The sequence below is a fragment of the Microbacterium sp. SZ1 genome (assembly GCF_002362255.1).
Taxonomy (GTDB): domain Bacteria; phylum Actinomycetota; class Actinomycetes; order Actinomycetales; family Microbacteriaceae; genus Microbacterium.
This window is the reverse complement of the sequence record NZ_LPVV01000042.1, coordinates 44,252-59,902: the sequence shown is the minus strand read 5'-3', so window position 1 is coordinate 59,902 and position 15,651 is coordinate 44,252. Positions and strand designations below refer to the sequence as shown.

Genomic DNA, 15,651 nt, shown 5'->3' with positions numbered 1-15,651 from the left:
GGCAACCACTCCCCCGACACCAGGCTCGACTCCCGCCGCACCACCCCTACCGCCTTCACCACCCGCCCCGCACCCGGCCCGTCGACCAACAGCGTGCGCTGCACCAGCTCCTGCGCACTCCGACACCGCCCCGTGGGCGAGATCCGTCGGATTCGTCGACCCGAGAGTCTCCACCACCACCGCATCCACCCGCCGCGCGACCGCACCCGCCACCTGCAACACCCGCACCCGGTCCGCATCCGACAGGCCCGCAAGGGCGGTGTCGGACAGCACCGCATCCAGGTCGGACACGACCTGAGCAAGCATCTCGGCGGGATGGGACATACCCCCATCCAACCCGCGACCACCGACATTCACAGGCCGGAAACCACCGAAAACAGGCCAGGTCAGAAGACCATTCCAGAACACCGGAACACCACGGAACAGGGAAGAAGTACGGAAGGAACTCGACCGAGACCTCACCGCGTTTCGTCTCGCTCCGCTCGCTCAACGACCGGGAGGAAACGCGAAAAGAACGTCACCGCGTTTCGTCTCGCTCCGCTCGCTCAACGACCGGGAGGAAACGCGAAAAGAACCTCACCGCGTTTCGACTCGCTCCGCTCGCTCAACGACCCGGGATGAGGCGACCCTCCTCTCCTCGACGATCGCAGAGGGACAGGTTCCGGCACCGACCGCCGCCAGAACGCGCAGCCGGTCACAGCGCGAGCATCACGATCCCCGCGGCGACGACGACCGATGCCGCGATGCGCCACCCCGGCCGACTCTCCCGGAGCACGAAGACGCCGAAGAGGCTCACCAGCACCACGCTCACCTCGCGCAGAGGTGCGACGAGCGCGACCGGGGCGATCTGGATCGCCGTGAGCACGAGGATGTACGACAGAGGAGACAGGATGCTGAACGCGACGACCCTGCGCCACTGAGTGCGCCACAGCATCCGCACCGCACCCCACCGGCGCCGCACGCCGAGCGTATAGAACGGGATCTCGAGCAGCGTCGTCCCCACCATGAACGCCACCGGCGACAGGCTCCAGCTGCGCACGGCGTTCGCGTCCCAGATCGTGTACGCGGCGATGGCGACGCCGGTGAGGAGTCCGAACACGAGCCCGAGGTCGACGCCTCGTCCATGCCGCGTCGCGCGACCTCGGTCGACCAGTCCGATCGCGACGACACCGATGATGATCGCAGCGACCCCCAGAAGCGCGACCACCGACGGCCGCTCGCCGAGCAGCAGCACCGCGACGATCACCGACAGGAACGGCCCCGTGCCGCGCGCGGTGGCGTACACCGTCGAGAGATTGCCCTCGCGGTATCCGCGCTGCAGCACCGCCATGTAGACGACGTGCAGCACGCCGGAGACGCCGACCCCGAGAGCGAACGCGAAGAGGTCGTCGGTGCCGATGCCGCCGGTGAACGGGATCGCGCCGGCCCACACGACCGTGCTGCCGACGGCTCCCCACCACAGAAACGGCGTCCCTGCGCGGCTGACGCCGTGCGCGATCACGTTCCATGCGGCGTGCGAGACCGCGGCGGCGATGACGAGGACGAACGCGAGTGTCGACATGGAAGACCCTTCCATCCGCCGCGGGCGCGACGAACAGGGTCCTCCGGGCTTTTGTCCTGTCAGATGACGGCGGCCCTGCGGAGGGCTTCCGTGGCGCCGCTCGGACCAGTCGGGGCGACGTCGATCCGAAGAACTCCGCCGCGCCCCGGAACCCTAGGCGCTATCGGGACCACCGTACCCGCCGAAGATGACCGGCGGGTGAACGGGATGCCGTCGGCATCCCGTTCACCTCCACCTCACTCCGCGAGTTCGCGACGACGCACCCTCGCGACGAGCAGTGCGAGCAGACCGACCGCCAACAGTGCCAGCGCCCACCCCAGGCCGGTGATGACGCCGCCGGTCGTGGCGAGCGCCGTCACGTCGACGGTCGCAGTCGCGGCGGCGGTGACGATGACCGTTCCCGCCGATCCGCTCACGGTGGCGACGTTCACGACGGTCCCGCTCGCGACATCCGCCGCGGTGAGGGTGTACGAGACGGGTCCGCACGATGCCGTGGCGCCCGGAGCGAGGGTCGGGATGCCGCAGTCCAGCCCCCCGCCGAGCTTCGGGTCGTCGATCACGACGTCGGTCAGCGTCCTCGCGCCCGTGTTCGTCACGACGAACCGGAAGGCGATCGTGTCGCCGGCGTCGATGCGGCCGGAGCCGTTCGCGTCGGTGAAGTCGCCGCCGGTCTTCTCGAGGGCGATCGCCGGCTGGCCGACGAGCGGCGTCACGACGGTGTCCTCGGCGGTCGGCGGTTCGGTACCCGTTCCGGTGCCCGTGGCGGTCGCGGTCGCGGTGTTGACGATCTCGCCCGCGTCGATCTCCTCCTGGGTCAGCACGGCAGCCGAGCCCTGGCAGACAGTCGATTCCCCGGGAGCCAGCTCGGTCGCAGCGCACACCACGTCGCCGCCGAGACGCGGATCGGAGACCGCGACGCCGGCCAGCGTCGTCGTGCCGGTGTTCGTGACGGTGAACGTGTAGGCGATGGTGTCGCCGGCATCCGTCCGTCCGTTCCCGTTGGCGTCGACGACAGCGGCCGCCGACTTCAGCAGGGTCAGCGCATCCGTTCCGATGACGGTGACGTCGGCCGTGGCGTCGTCGTCGGCGGGCCCGGCGACCGACTGGCCCGTCACCGTCGCGGTGTTGCGCACGGTGCCGGCGTCGACGTCGACCTGCGTCAGCACGTAGTCGACGGGACCGCAGTCGACCGACGCCTGCGGTGCGAGCGCGAGGCCGTCGAGCGCCGCGCAGTCGACGGCTCCCCCGAGCAGCGGATCGTCGAGCACGACGCCGGTGAGCACGGTGGTCCCGGTGTTCCGGATCGTGAACGAGTACGCGACGGTGTCGCCGGCGCCGATCATGCCGTCGCCGTTCGCGTCGGCGGGCTGCGTCGGGGTCTTCGTGAGCTCGACGGCCGGGGTGCCGGCGAACACGACCTCGGCGGCGGCGGTGTCGCGCACCGCACCGAGCGGGCTCGTTCCGGCGGTCGTCGCCGTGTTGGGGCGCCGGCCGTCCTCGATGTCCTGCTGCGTGAGCACGTACGTGAACGGACCGCAGTCCGTCGAGTCGCCGACCCCGAGCAGCGGGATGGTGCAGAGTGCTCCCGCGCCGAGCAGCGGGTCCGCCACCGTGATGCCGGTGAGCGTCGTCGTGCCCGTGTTCCGCACTGTGAACGTGTACGACACCGTGTCGCCCGCGCCGATCGCGCCGTCGGCATCCGCATCCTGCACCTGACCCGGCGTCTTGACGAGGTCGACACCGGCCGTGCGGTCGATGTCGGCCGAGGCGGATGCCGAGTCCGACACCGTCCCGTCCGGGGCGCCGGCGGTGACCGTCGCGGTGTTGCGAACGACGCCGGCATCGATGTCGTCCTGAGTCAGCGTGTAGTCCACCGGTGCGCAGACGACCGACTGGCGGGGTGCGAGGGCCGTCCCGTCGAGCGCTGCGCAGACGACCGTGCCGCCGAGCATCGGGTCGGCGATCGTCGCGTCGACGAGCGTCGTCGTGCCGGTGTTCGTGACGGTGAAGGTATAGGCGATGGTGTCACCGGCGGTGACCTCCCCCGCCCCGTCGAGGTCGACCACCGTGCTCGGAGTCTTCGTCAGGACGATGCTGTTCACCGCGGGCACGACGACATCGGCGGACGCGTCGTCCGTCGCCTGACCCCGCGCCGAGTCGGCGACGACGGTCGCGTCGTTGTGCACCTCACCGCCGTCGACGTCCGCCTGGGTCAGCGTGTAGAGGATCGGGCCGCAGGTCGCCGATGCACCGGGCGCGAGGGGCGCGGTGAGCGTCGGGCAGGTCACGCCGCCGCCGAGGAGCGGGTCGGAGATGGCGGCGCTCGTGATCGTCACGTCGCCGGTGTTGCGCACCGTGAAGGTGTACGCGACCGTGTCGCCCGCGCCGATCCGACCGTCGCCCGTCGCGTCGACGGGAGCGGCGACGTTCTTGACGAGCTCGACCCGAGGCGTCCCCGCGATCGGGACCTCGACGGTCGAGGTGTTGTCCGAGGGGTCGGGGTCGGGCGTGGTCGAGGTGACCGTCGCGGTGTTGGCCAGGGTCGCGCCGGGCGCTGCGGGGTCGACCGTGCCGCTCAGGGTGGCGGTGAACGTCGCACCGACGGCGAGCGTGCCGACCGCGCAGCTCAGCGTTCCCGACGCGATCGAGCACCTCGCGGTGGGCGTCGTGGCGTTCAGCAGCTCGGCGGGCAGCGGGTCGGAGATCGCGACGGCGGATGGCCGGCTCGGCCCGTTGTTCGACACGACGATCGTGTACGCGATCGTCCCGTTCGACGGCGCCGGGTTCGCGGAGCTCGTCTTCACGATCGACAGATCGGCCGACGGCGTCACCTCGACCGTCGACGTGCCCGTGTTGTCCGACGGATCGGGGTCGGGCGTCGGCGAGGTCGCCGTGGTGGCGTTCGTGCGGGTGCCGACCACCGTGGCGGTCGCCGTGACCGCGAGCGTCGCGGACTGCCCCGGAAGCAGCGTGCCGACCGTCCACCGGTGGTCGGTGGGAGCCCAGGTGCCCTGCGACGGCGTGGCCGCGGTCACGGCGAGTCCGGGCGGAGCGAGCTCGGACACGACGACACCCGCTGCCGCCGAGGGCCCGGCGTTGCTCACCGTGATGGTGAACGACACGGTCCCGCCGAGCGGCACACTCGGGGTGGCCGTCGTCTTCACGACGCTGACGTCGGCGCTCGGAGTGAGAGCGACGTCGACCGTCGAGGAATTGTCGCCCGAGTCGGGGTCGGGAGTCGACGAGGTCGTCGCCGCGGTGTTCCGGATCGTCCCGGTCGCGGTCGCGCTCCAGGTGCCGTTCACGGTGACGGTCGCGGATGCACCGGGAGCGAGGTCGCCGAGCTCGCACGACACGGTGCCTGCGGCGATCGTGCAACCGGCGTCCGCGACCGCCGCCCCGAGGAGTTCGGCGGGCAGCGTGTCGGAGAGCGTGGCGCCGCGGGCGACCGACGGGCCGCCGTTCGTGACGGTGAGCGTGTACGCGAACGCCCCGCCGGGAACGCCCGTCGCGGGCGCCGACTTCACGATCGACAGATCGGCGCTCTGCACGACCTCGACCTCGGCGGAGTCGGAGTTGTTCGCCGGGTTCGGGTCGTCGGCCGGGGAGGCGGTGGATGCCGTGTTGACCACCGATCCGGCGGGGGCGTCGGCGGCCACGACCGTGCTCACGACGACCGTGGTCGGTCCGCCGACGGGGAGCACCTCCCACACGCAGCGAACGTCCGTCGCCGTGAAGGTGCAGCTCGCCCCGGACGGGGCCTGCACGCCGGTGACCGTGAACCCGGTCGGCACGGTGTCGACCAGCGCGGCGTTCACTGCATCCGATGTGCCGAGGTTGCTCACCGCGAGCGAGAAGTCGACCGTGCCGCCGGCCGCGACCTGGTCGGTCGATGCCGTCTTCACGACCGCGAGGTCGGCGATGATGTCGGGCTGGAAGCTCGTGGTGTCGACGTTGTTGCCCGGATCGGGGTCGGGAGTGCTGCTCGCGACGGCGACGGAGTTCTGCACGACCGCGGTCGCTCCGGCCGCGATCTGCACGACGACGGTGGTGACGACCGTGGCTCCCGGCGCGAGCGTGCCGAGCTCGCAGTCGAGGACGCCGTCGGCGACCGCGCAGGTGCCCTGCCCCGACGCGGCGCTCACGAAGGTCGTGTCGGGGTCGAGCGGGTCGCTCAGACGCACATCGCGAGCCTCCGAAGGGCCGGCGTTCTGGGTCGTGAGCGTGTACGTGACGTTCTGTCCGGCCACCGGGGCGGCGGGCGCGTGCGTCTTCGTCACCGACAGGTCGGCCAGTGCGGTGCTGGTCCCCGACGCGGTCGCGGTGTTGTTCGCGCGGACGGGGTCGAAGCGCGACCCGGCCACGGTCGCCGTGTTGGTGAGCGCGGCACCGGGCGTGAACGACGGCGACACGGTGCCGGTCACGGTGATGGTCGCGCTGGCGCCGACCGCGAGGTCGGGCAGTGCGCACGAGACGGTGCCCGTGACGGTGCAGGTGCCGGAGCTCGGGGTCGCCTGCACAGCGGCGAGACCCGCCGGCACCTGGTCGGTCACGGTGACGCCGGTGCCCGTCTGCGGCCCGTTGTTCGTGACGCCGATCGTGAAGGTCGCCGGTCGCCCTGCCACGAGCGGTGCCGTGTCGAGGGTCTTGGTGATCGCGAGATCGGCTGCCGGATTCACCGGGGTGACGGCCTCCTGGGTCACCGAGGTGCGGGCGAGGTTCGTGACGGGTTCGCGGAAGGCGACCCGCGCTTCGTTGACGATCGTGGTCGCCGCAGCATCCGCCCTCACTGTCGCGTCGAACGTGTAGGAGGTGACGGTACCGGCGCTGATCGAGCCGCCTGCCGCGGCCGTCCCTCCCTCGCCGAGGCGTACCCGCAGGGTGCGTGATCCCGAGGCGTATTCGCCGCGGTCGTCGCCGGTCGCGCCGGTGAGCGCGCCGGCTCCGGCGCCGCTCACGATGCGGATCGAACCGGGCACCAGATCGATCCCGGCCGGGAGCACGTCGGTCGAGACCGACTGCAGCGCCGGGTTGCCGCCGTCGTTGCGGGTCGTGACGGTGTAGCGCAGGGTGTCGCCGACCTCGGCGGTGGTGCCGCCGCGGGTCAGATTGGCGACGGTCTTCGTCGAGACGAGACACGGACCGGTGCCGAAGGAGATGTCGTCGAGCAGGTTGCCGACCGACGGGCTGCCTGTCGAGGTGGTCAGGGCCTGGAAGCCGAATCGCGTGGTCGTCTGCCCGGCGGGCACCGTGTACGACCCGGTGTGGGTGCCCCAGGCCGCGGTGCCGTCGGCGAGCGAGCCGCTCACGTTCGTCAATGCGGTGCCAGGCACGCCGATCATCACGCTCATGGTGTCCGTGCCCTCGCGCCCACGGTGCTTCAGCGACCAGTAGAGCGTCTGTCCCGGCGTCGTCGCGAGATCCTGATACAGCATGCTCGCCTGGAAGGCGTTGAGCTCGGCGAACTGCGAGCCCTGGGCCGCGGGATACCCGCGCGGGTTGCCCGGCGAGCGCCAGATCTCGATCTGCCTGTCCGTCGCGGTGGTGGTCCACCCCGGAATCGAGCTCTCGTCGACGATCGTGACGCCGCCGGTGAACGCCGGCTGCTCGAAGCTGCCGTTCGCGAGCGACAACGATCCGGCGCACTGCGTCGGATCCTGCGCGGCCGACGCGGGCAGCGGCGCGACCGCCTGCGTGACGACCGTCAGTCCCGCCGCGAGCAGCAGCGCCGCCGTGGCCCCCGCAACGACACGACGGATGCGTGAGTGCGCGTGTGCAGACACAGCTGCCCCCTGATTCCCCCGGAGTCTCCCCACGCCGTCCGCACGACGCAACTCCTTGCCAAGGGACGATAGCTGAGAGCGCGCTGAACGTCCAACATCGGTAGGCCGGCGCCCGGAGGAACGCTCGTTCGAGGGCCGCTCCCGAGTGCTCGTCGCCCAGCCCTCCGATTACGATCGAAGGACGCCATCAGGAAGGTCGACCATGCCCGTCACCCCCGACGCCCTCACGCACGCCGAGGATCTCGCCGACTTCGTCGCCACCTCTCCCTCGAGCTACCACGCCGCCGCCGAGACGGCCCGTCGCCTCGAGGCGGCCGGGTTCGAGCGACTGCACGAGGAGCAGGCGTGGGAGGTGCGCCCCGGCGGACGATACGTCGTGGTGCGCGACGGCGCGACCATCGGATGGAGCGTGCCGACGGATGCTGCGGCGACCACCCCGACCCACGTCTTCGGAGCGCACACCGACTCGCCCGGATTCAAGCTCAAGCCCCAGCCGACCACCGGCGGACGCGGCTGGCTCCAGGCGGCCGTCGAGGTCTACGGCGGCCCGCTGCTGAACTCCTGGCTCGACCGCGAGCTCACCCTCGCCGGTCGCCTCGCGCTCGCCGACGGCCGCGTCGTGCTGGCCGACACCGGCGCGCTGCTGCGCCTCCCGCAGCTCGCGGTGCACCTCGACCGCGGCGTCAACAACAACGGTCTCGCTCTCGACAAGCAGGCCGAGACGCAGCCCGTGTGGGGCCTGGGCGACGTCGCCGAGGCCGACATCCTCGCCGAGCTCGCCGGGTCCGCCGACGTGTCGGCATCCGACATCCGCGGCTACGACGTCGTGATCGCCGACGCTGCGCGCGGTGCGGTGTTCGGCAAGGATGACGCGTTCTTCGCCTCCGGCCGCCTCGACGACCTCGCCTCCGTGCACGCCGGCGTCGCCGCGCTCGAGCGGGCCGGTGTCGCAGACTCCGGTCCGATCGCCGTGCTCGCCGCCTTCGACCACGAGGAGCTCGGGTCGAACTCGCGCTCCGGCGCGGCCGGCCCGTTCCTCGAAGACGTCCTCGGCCGCGTGTACGACGCGCTGGGTGCCGACGCATCGCAGCGCAGGCAGGCGTTCGCCTCCTCGTGGTGCCTGTCGAGCGACGTGGGTCACTCGGTGCACCCCAACTACGCGCAGAAGCACGACCCCGTGGTGCAGCCGGTGCTCGGCTCGGGTCCGATCCTCAAGCTCAACGCGAACCAGCGCTACGCGACGGATGCCGTCGGCTCCGCCGCCTGGCGCGACTGGTGCGACGCCGCCGACGTCGCGACCCAGGAGTTCGTGTCGAACAACAATGTGCCGTGCGGGTCGACGATCGGTCCGATCACGGCGACGCGCCTCGGCATCCGCACCGTCGACGTCGGCATCCCGATCCTGTCGATGCACTCCGCGCGCGAGCTCGCCGGGGTCTCCGACCTGCACGACCTGACGCGCGTCGCAGGAGCCTTCTTCGCCGGCTGATCGTCACGCTCTGCCTCATCGCCCCACGGCGGTGCCATCATGAGCAGATGACGCAGATCCAGCCCGTCGAGACCCGCGGCGCCCTCATCGAGCGCGCGGGCATCGAGATCATCCCCGAGTCCGAGCGCACCGCGAAGCCGCGCGACCTGTTCTGGCCGTGGTTCGCGGCCAACGTGTCGGTGTTCGGCATGTCGTACGGCTCGTTCGTGCTCGGCTTCGGCATCTCGTTCTGGCAGGCCACGCTCGTGTCGGTGATCGGCATCGTCGTGTCGTTCCTGCTGTGCGGACTCATCGCGATCGCGGGCAAGCGCGGATCGGCGCCGACCATGGTGCTGTCGCGCGCCGCCTTCGGCGTGCAGGGGCAGAAGATCCCGGGCATCGTCTCGTGGCTGACCTCGATCGGCTGGGAGACGTTCCTCGCGATCATGGCGGTGCTCGCCACGGCCACCGTCATCTCGCAGCTCGGCGGCGACGGCGACAGCGTCGCCCTGAAGATCATCGCGACCGTGATCGTCGCGGCGCTCATCGTCGCGGCATCCGTCCTGGGCTATCACACGATCATGCGGCTGCAGTCGGTGCTCACCTGGATCACCGGCGTCGTGACGGTGGTGTACGTGATCCTCGCCGCGCCCACGATCGATCTCGCGGCCGTGTTGGCGCGGCCAGACGGCGGAATCGGGCAGGTGATCGGCGCCCTCGTCATGGTGATGACCGGCTTCGGACTCGGCTGGATCAACATCGCCGCCGACTGGTCGCGGTATCAGAAGCGCACGGCCTCCGACGGCGCGATCGTCGCGTGGAACACGATCGGGGGCTCGATCGCCCCCGTCATCCTCGTCGTGTTCGGTCTGCTGCTCGGCGGTTCCGACGACGATCTGCTGAACGCGATCGCGGGCGACCCGATCGGCGCGCTCGCGACGATCCTTCCCGTGTGGGTGCTCGTGCCGTTCCTGCTGACGGCCGTCCTGGCCCTCGTCTCCGGAGCGGTACTCGGCATCTACTCGTCCGGCCTCACCCTGCTGAGCCTCGGCATCCGCATCCCGCGCCCCTCGGCGGCCGCGATCGACGGCGTCATCCTCACCCTCGGCACGATCTACGTCGTGTTCGTCGCGACCGACTTCCTCGGACCGTTCCAGAGCTTCCTCATCACGCTGGGCGTGCCGTTGGCGTCCTGGGCCGGCATCCTCATCGCCGACATCCTGCGTCGCCGCAAGGACTACGACGAGGAGGCGCTGTTCGACAGCCGCGGGCGCTACGGCGCGTGGGACTGGACGTCGATCGGCACCATGATCATCGCGAGCGTCATCGGCTGGGGCTTCGTCGTGAACTCGTTCGCGGATGCCGCACCGTGGAACAACTGGCAGGGCTACCTCCTGTTCCTCATCGGCGGTCGAGACGGCGACTGGGCCTACGCGAACCTCGGGGTGTTCTTCGCGCTCGTGCTGTCGTTCGTCGTCACCTGGTTCGCGCGGGCGGCGACGATCCGTCGACAGGAGCAGACCGCGTGAGCCCCTCGACCGACTCGGAGACCCAGCCCTGGCTCGTGGTGATCGATCCGCAGACGATCTTCGCCTCTCCGGACTCGGCGTGGGGATCGCCGTTCTTCGGCGACGCGATCGTGCGCATCCGCGAACTGGCCGCGGCGTTCGGCGACCGCGTGCTGGTGACGCGATGGATGCCGACGGCCGACCGCTCCACGGCGTGGGGCGACTACTTCGCGGAGTGGCCGTTCGCCGACCGCCCTGCCGACGACCCGCTGTTCGAGCTCGTCTCCGAGGCGCGCGACCTCTCGCCGCATCCGACTCTCGACCTGCCGACGTTCGGCAAGTGGGGCGCCGAGATCGAGGCGATCGTGGGGCGCGGCGCGCGCGTGGTGCTGGCCGGGGTGTCGACCGACTGCTGCGTGCTCTCGACGGCGCTCGCGGCGGCGGATGCGGGGGCGCACGTGACGATCGCCGCCGACGCGTGCGCTGGTTCGACGGCCGAGAACCACGCCGCGGCGCTGCACGTCATGGGGCTGTATCCGCCGCAGCTCACGGTCGGCGACACGGCGACGGTGCTCGCCGCGCGTTGAGCGGATCTCGGACGCATCGCCGTTTCTCCGACGATGTCGCACGGCTCATCCGAGAAACGGACGGCTCTCCGAATTCCCGAGCCTGGGCGCGCGAGCTTTCACGCGGCCGCGCGCACGGCCTTCGCGATGTCGGCGGGCGTGCCGTGCCAGGGCGCGCCGTGGCCGGGCAGGACCCAGGATGCCGAAACCGCGGCGAGTCGGTCGAGCGACGCCAGCGCGCGCTCCGGCTCATCGGTGAAGGGCGCCGGCTGCGCGCCCTCGCGTCCCGTCAGCACGTGGCGCGTCGTCAAGGCGTCGCCGACGAACACCGCATCGACCGCCGGCACGTGGATCGCCACGCTGCCGGGCGAGTGCCCCGGCATCCCGATGACCACGGGCGCTCCGGGCAGATCCAGCACGTCGCCGTCGGCGACCTCCACGACCTCGGCCACGTGCGGCGTGCGCAGTGCGCGCTGACGGATGCCGTAGGCGAGGAAGCCGAGCATCGGTCCGAGGCGCGACAGCCCCATCGCGGTCTTGGGCTTCTCTCCTGTGCGGACGCGGTGCGCGTCGGCGGCGTGGATGAAGACAGGTATCCCGGCCTCGCGGCGCAGCCGCTCGGCGAACCCGATGTGGTCGCTGTCGCCGTGCGTGAGCACGACGCCGCGGACGTCGGAGAGCGGTCGGCCGATCTCCGCGAGCTCGCGCAGCAGGTCACGCCAGTGCCCCGGCATCCCGGCGTCGATGAGCGTGATGCCCTCGGGCAGGTCGATCAGATACGAGGCGACGATGTCGTTGCCCAAGCGGTGCAGGTGCGGTGCGAGCTTCATGGCGGTCCCTTCGGTTGCGATGGCTACGTTACGTAGCTATCATAGCTATTGTCAATAGCCATGGCTCTGAAAGACAGGAGAACCGGATGCCGACCCCGGAACGCACCACCACCGGAGCCGTCGTGCAGGCGGGCTGCGCCCTGCTCGAGGAGAGCGGCCCCGCCGGAGTGACGATGCAGGCGGTCGCCGCCCGCGTCGGCGTGCGAGCCCCGTCGCTCTACAAACGAGTGCGCGACCGGGAAGCGCTGTTGCAGGCGGTCGCCGCGGAGGCGGCGGACGACCTCGCGGCCAGGCTCGCGTCGAGCCAGGACGACCTGACCGCGCTGGTGGGCGTGTATCGACGATTCGCGCACGACCGACCGGAGGCGTTCCGGCTGCTGTTCACGCCCGTCGCCCCGGAGGATGCCCTGCACCGTGCGTCGGCTCCGGTCCTGCGCGCCTGTGAATCCCTGGTCGGCGCCGAGCACACTCTCGACGCCGCGCGCCTCTTCACCGCCTGGGCGACGGGCTTCCTGCAGATGGAGCTCGCCGGGGCGTTCCGCCTCGGCGGCGACGTCGACCAGGCGTTCGCCTATGGACTGCAGACCATCGTGCGCGGGCTCGGCGGCCCCGCCACCTGACACGACCCGGCAGATGCGGCAGCAACCGGAATACTGCCACACTGATGCGCGGAGAGGGGATTCCCATGACGATGAGCGCGCCCGCCGACGAGAGTGCACCGATCGAAACCACGACAGAGAGTCGTGCACGCCGCCCGTGGCACCGCACGAAAATCGTGCTGCTGATCGTCATCGTCGTCGTTGCTATCGCCGCGATCGTCAGCGCCGTCTCTCCGTGGCCCTCTGCCATGCTCATCCGCTCGGTGTTCGAGAGGGGCGGCGCCGAGACAGCGGCCGAGATGGACAGGCACGTGCCGGACACCGAGCTCACCGAGAAGCTCGACGTGTCGTACGGCGACGCGGGCGCTGAGACCACGATGGACGTCTTCGCCCCGGCATCCGCCACCGACCCCCTTCCCACGATCGTCTGGATCCATGGCGGCGCCTGGATCTCGGGCGAGAAGGAGAACGTCGATCCGTACCTGCGCATCCTCGCGGGCGAGGGATACACGACGATCGGCGTCAACTACACGATCGGGCCTGAGGGCGTGTACCCCCTCGCGGTGCACCAGCTCAACGAGGCGCTCGCCTACATCGACGAGCATGCCGACGAGCTCGGCGTCGACGCCGACCGGATCGTGCTCGCGGGCGACTCCGCGGGCGGACAGCTGGCCAGCCAGATGGCCACGCTCATCACCAGCCGCGACTACGCCGAGATCATGGACATCGAGCCGGCGCTGCAGGCCTCGCAGGTCGTCGCGACCGTCTTGAACTGCGGCGTGTACGACCTGGCCGCGCTCGCGGAGCTCGACGGCGTCGCGGGGTGGGGTCTGAAGTCGGCGATGTGGGCGTACTCCGGCACGAAGACCTGGGCGGAGGACTCCACCGGCGCGACGATGTCGACCATCGACTGGGTCACGGCGGACTTCCCCGCCACCTACATCTCGGGCGGCAACGGCGACGGCCTCACCTGGACCCAGTCGATCCCGCTGGCGAAGAGGCTCGACTCCCTCGGCGTGGAGGTCACGACACTGTTCTGGCCCGCGCCGCACAAGCCGGCGCTGCCGCACGAGTACCAGTTCCACCTAGACCTGCCCGACGCGCAGACGGCGCTGCAGCAGACGATCGACTTCCTCGCCGCGCACACGACGCGCTGACGCCATCCCTCATCCCTCCCCTGTCGAGCCACCCCTCTTCGACCGAACCACCCCTCTTGCGAGTGATCGCAAGGGGGCCGCTCGAGCACGAGGGGGTGGCTCGGCATCGGGAGTCACTTCATCGTGTCGAGGATCCCGACGAGGTCGTCGAAGGTCGTCAGCGGGTTCAGGATCGCGAACCGGGTGTTCGGGCGCCCCTGGTGCGAGCTCGGCACGACGAACGCGCGCTGCGAGTCGAGCAGCGCGTCGGACCAGCGGTCGTAGTCGGCGCGGTCCCAGCCTTCGCGCTCGAACACGACGACCGAGAGCTGGGGGTCACGGACGAGTCGCAGCTCGGGGCGCGCGGCGATCTCGTCCGCGATGCGCGTCGTGAGGGCGATCGTCGCCCCCACCGCCTCGCGGTACGCCTCGACCCCGTAGGTCGCGAGCGAGAACCACAGCGGCAGTCCGCGCGGCCGCCGGGTCAGCTGGATCGAGTAGTCCGAGGGGCTGTAGTCGCCGGCATCCGTCAGGGCGTCGAGGTACTCGGCGTGCTGCGTGTGCGCGCGTCGGCCGGTTTCGGGGTCGCGGTAGATGAGCGCGCAGCAGTCGAACGGCGCGAACAGCCACTTGTGCGGGTCGACGATCACCGAGTCGGCACGCTCCACCCCGGCGAAGATCGGGCGGGCCTCCGGCGAGAGCATCGCGGTGAGGCCGTAGGCGCCGTCGATGTGCAGCCAGAAGTCGAACTCGTCCTTGAGCGCCGCGATCCCGGCGATGTCGTCGACGATCCCGAAGTTCGTCGACCCCGCCGTGGCGACCACGGCGCAGATCTCGTCGCCGTGCTCGCGGAGCGCTTCGCGCACGGCGTCCGCTCGCAGCACCCCGTCCGGCCCCGCGGGCACGAGCAGCACATCGGCGTCCATGACCTTCGCGGCTGACTTGTTCGAGGAGTGCGCCTCGACGCTGCACACGATCTTCCAGCGTGCGGGGGGCTCGACGCCGCGCTCCGTTAAACGGACCCGAGCGGCCTCCCGCGCCGCGACGAGCGCCGACAGGTTGCCGATCGTGCCGCCCTGCACGAACACTCCCCCGGCGCCGGCGGGCAGGCCGAACTCGGCCGCGAGGAACGAGAGCACCTCGTTCTCGGCGTGCACGGCGCCGGCGCCCTCGAGCCAGCTGCCTCCGTACAGGCCGGATGCCGAGACGACGAGGTCGAACGCGATCGCCGCCATGGTCGGAGCCGTCGGGATGAACGACAGGTACGAGGGGTGGCTCGTGGTGAGGCACGCCGGGGCGAGGATGTGCTCGAACACGCTCAGCGCCCGCTGCGCACCGAGACCGGCGTCGGTGATGGTCGTGCCGACGAGGCGGTTCAGCTCGGCCGGTGTCTGCGGCTTGTCGAGCGGCACGTCGGCCGCCAGCATCCGCCTCCGGGAGTAGTCGAGCACGGCGTCGACGATCGCCGTCGACTCCGCGGATGCCGCGTGCATGCGTTCTGCGCCCATGAGGGTTCTTCCTACCTGTCTGTCGAGATGTGCACGGCGGGCGCCACGGCATCCGCAGGGATGTCGAGGACGGCCGCGAGAGTGCGGCGAGCGAGCGCGGCCCGGTCACGCGGCGCCCACTTCACGAGAGAGTGCGCGCTCATGCCGTCGACCATGGCCAGCAGCATCCACGCCGCCGACGCCGGATCGACGGACGAATGCGGATCGGCGGCTATCGCGCGCGCGATGAGGTCTTCGAGCGAGCTCTGCCAGAGGTCCATCTCGGCGCGCACCCGGGCGGCGAGCGCCTCGTTGCGGGCGCCGAGCGCCCACGACTGCACCCAGACGACCGCGACGTCGTCGCGGTGCTCGTCGAGCAGCGTCTCGATGAGGTGCAGGAGGTTCGCCCGCAGCTCGCCGTCCGAATCGTGGGAGGCGATCACCTCCTCGCGCTCGGCCGCGACGATCGCGCCGAAGACCTCGGCCACGAAGGCGTCCATGACCGGACGGTAGTGCGCGACCAGCGCGGGCGTCACACCCGCTCTGGCAGCGACCGCTCGGATCGTGAGAGCCTCCAGACCGCTCTCGGCGGCGAGAGCGACGGCCGCGTCGACGATCGATCGCTCGCGCTCCTCGGGCGGGAGTCGGCGCGGCGTCGCGGCTCTTGACGTGCTGTTCATCAGGGGTTACCGTAGCACCTGTTGATCGCATGT

General features: G+C 70.8%; 11 protein-coding genes. 5 read left to right on the top strand and 6 right to left on the bottom strand.

Annotated elements, in window-relative coordinates:
- From AUC47_RS16845 to AUC47_RS16480, 3 genes are all read right to left on the bottom strand, one after another.
- On the bottom strand, positions 1-324 hold a 324-nt coding region (locus tag AUC47_RS16845; RefSeq protein WP_218838235.1), incomplete at its 3' end, for a hypothetical protein.
- A gap of 370 nt (positions 325-694) precedes the next feature.
- On the bottom strand, positions 695-1,561 hold the full coding sequence (locus AUC47_RS16485) for an EamA family transporter (protein WP_096716277.1): 867 nt from the start codon (positions 1,559-1,561) through the stop codon (positions 695-697).
- 236 nt (positions 1,562-1,797) lie between these two features.
- Positions 1,798-7,344, bottom strand: a complete 5,547-nt coding sequence (locus AUC47_RS16480) for a DUF7507 domain-containing protein (protein WP_096716276.1) — start codon at positions 7,342-7,344, stop codon at positions 1,798-1,800.
- A gap of 202 nt (positions 7,345-7,546) precedes the next feature.
- On the opposite strand from AUC47_RS16480, the gene AUC47_RS16475 reads away from it, so the two are divergent.
- Genes AUC47_RS16475 through AUC47_RS16465 form a run of 3 tightly spaced genes read left to right on the top strand, consistent with a single transcriptional unit; the run spans position 7,547 to position 10,907 of the window.
- On the top strand, positions 7,547-8,833 hold the full coding sequence (locus AUC47_RS16475) for a M18 family aminopeptidase (protein WP_096716275.1): 1,287 nt from the start codon (positions 7,547-7,549) through the stop codon (positions 8,831-8,833).
- A gap of 47 nt (positions 8,834-8,880) precedes the next feature.
- Positions 8,881-10,341: a purine-cytosine permease family protein gene (locus AUC47_RS16470; RefSeq protein WP_096716274.1), complete on the top strand. Its 1,461-nt coding sequence runs from the start codon at positions 8,881-8,883 to the stop codon at positions 10,339-10,341.
- Positions 10,338-10,907, top strand: coding sequence for a cysteine hydrolase family protein (locus tag AUC47_RS16465; protein WP_256999650.1), 570 nt, complete (start codon positions 10,338-10,340; stop codon positions 10,905-10,907). The genes AUC47_RS16470 and AUC47_RS16465 overlap by 4 nt, the downstream gene beginning before the upstream one ends.
- Positions 10,908-11,005: 98 nt before the next feature.
- Here AUC47_RS16465 and AUC47_RS16460 read toward each other — a convergent pair whose 3' ends face one another.
- Positions 11,006-11,716, bottom strand: a complete 711-nt coding sequence (locus AUC47_RS16460) for an MBL fold metallo-hydrolase (RefSeq protein ID WP_096716273.1) — start codon at positions 11,714-11,716, stop codon at positions 11,006-11,008.
- An 86-nt stretch (positions 11,717-11,802) separates the two neighbouring features.
- Here AUC47_RS16460 and AUC47_RS16455 point away from each other — a divergent pair, with 86 nt between their 5' ends.
- Positions 11,803-12,336, top strand: a complete 534-nt coding sequence (locus AUC47_RS16455; RefSeq protein WP_096716272.1) for a TetR/AcrR family transcriptional regulator — start codon at positions 11,803-11,805, stop codon at positions 12,334-12,336.
- 65 nt (positions 12,337-12,401) lie between these two features.
- Positions 12,402-13,472: an alpha/beta hydrolase gene (locus AUC47_RS16450; RefSeq protein ID WP_256999649.1), complete on the top strand. Its 1,071-nt coding sequence runs from the start codon at positions 12,402-12,404 to the stop codon at positions 13,470-13,472.
- A 113-nt stretch (positions 13,473-13,585) separates the two neighbouring features.
- Here the strand turns inward: AUC47_RS16450 and AUC47_RS16445 are convergent, their stop codons facing one another.
- Both AUC47_RS16445 and AUC47_RS16440 read right to left on the bottom strand, forming a co-directional pair.
- Positions 13,586-14,959 carry a pyridoxal phosphate-dependent decarboxylase family protein gene (locus AUC47_RS16445; protein ID WP_096716271.1) on the bottom strand — a complete coding sequence of 458 codons (1,374 nt, stop codon included), beginning with the start codon at positions 14,957-14,959 and terminating at the stop codon, positions 13,586-13,588.
- Between the two features lie 11 nt (positions 14,960-14,970).
- Positions 14,971-15,618 carry a TetR/AcrR family transcriptional regulator gene (locus AUC47_RS16440; protein ID WP_096716270.1) on the bottom strand — a complete coding sequence of 216 codons (648 nt, stop codon included), beginning with the start codon at positions 15,616-15,618 and terminating at the stop codon, positions 14,971-14,973.
- Positions 15,619-15,651: the final 33 nt, after the last annotated feature.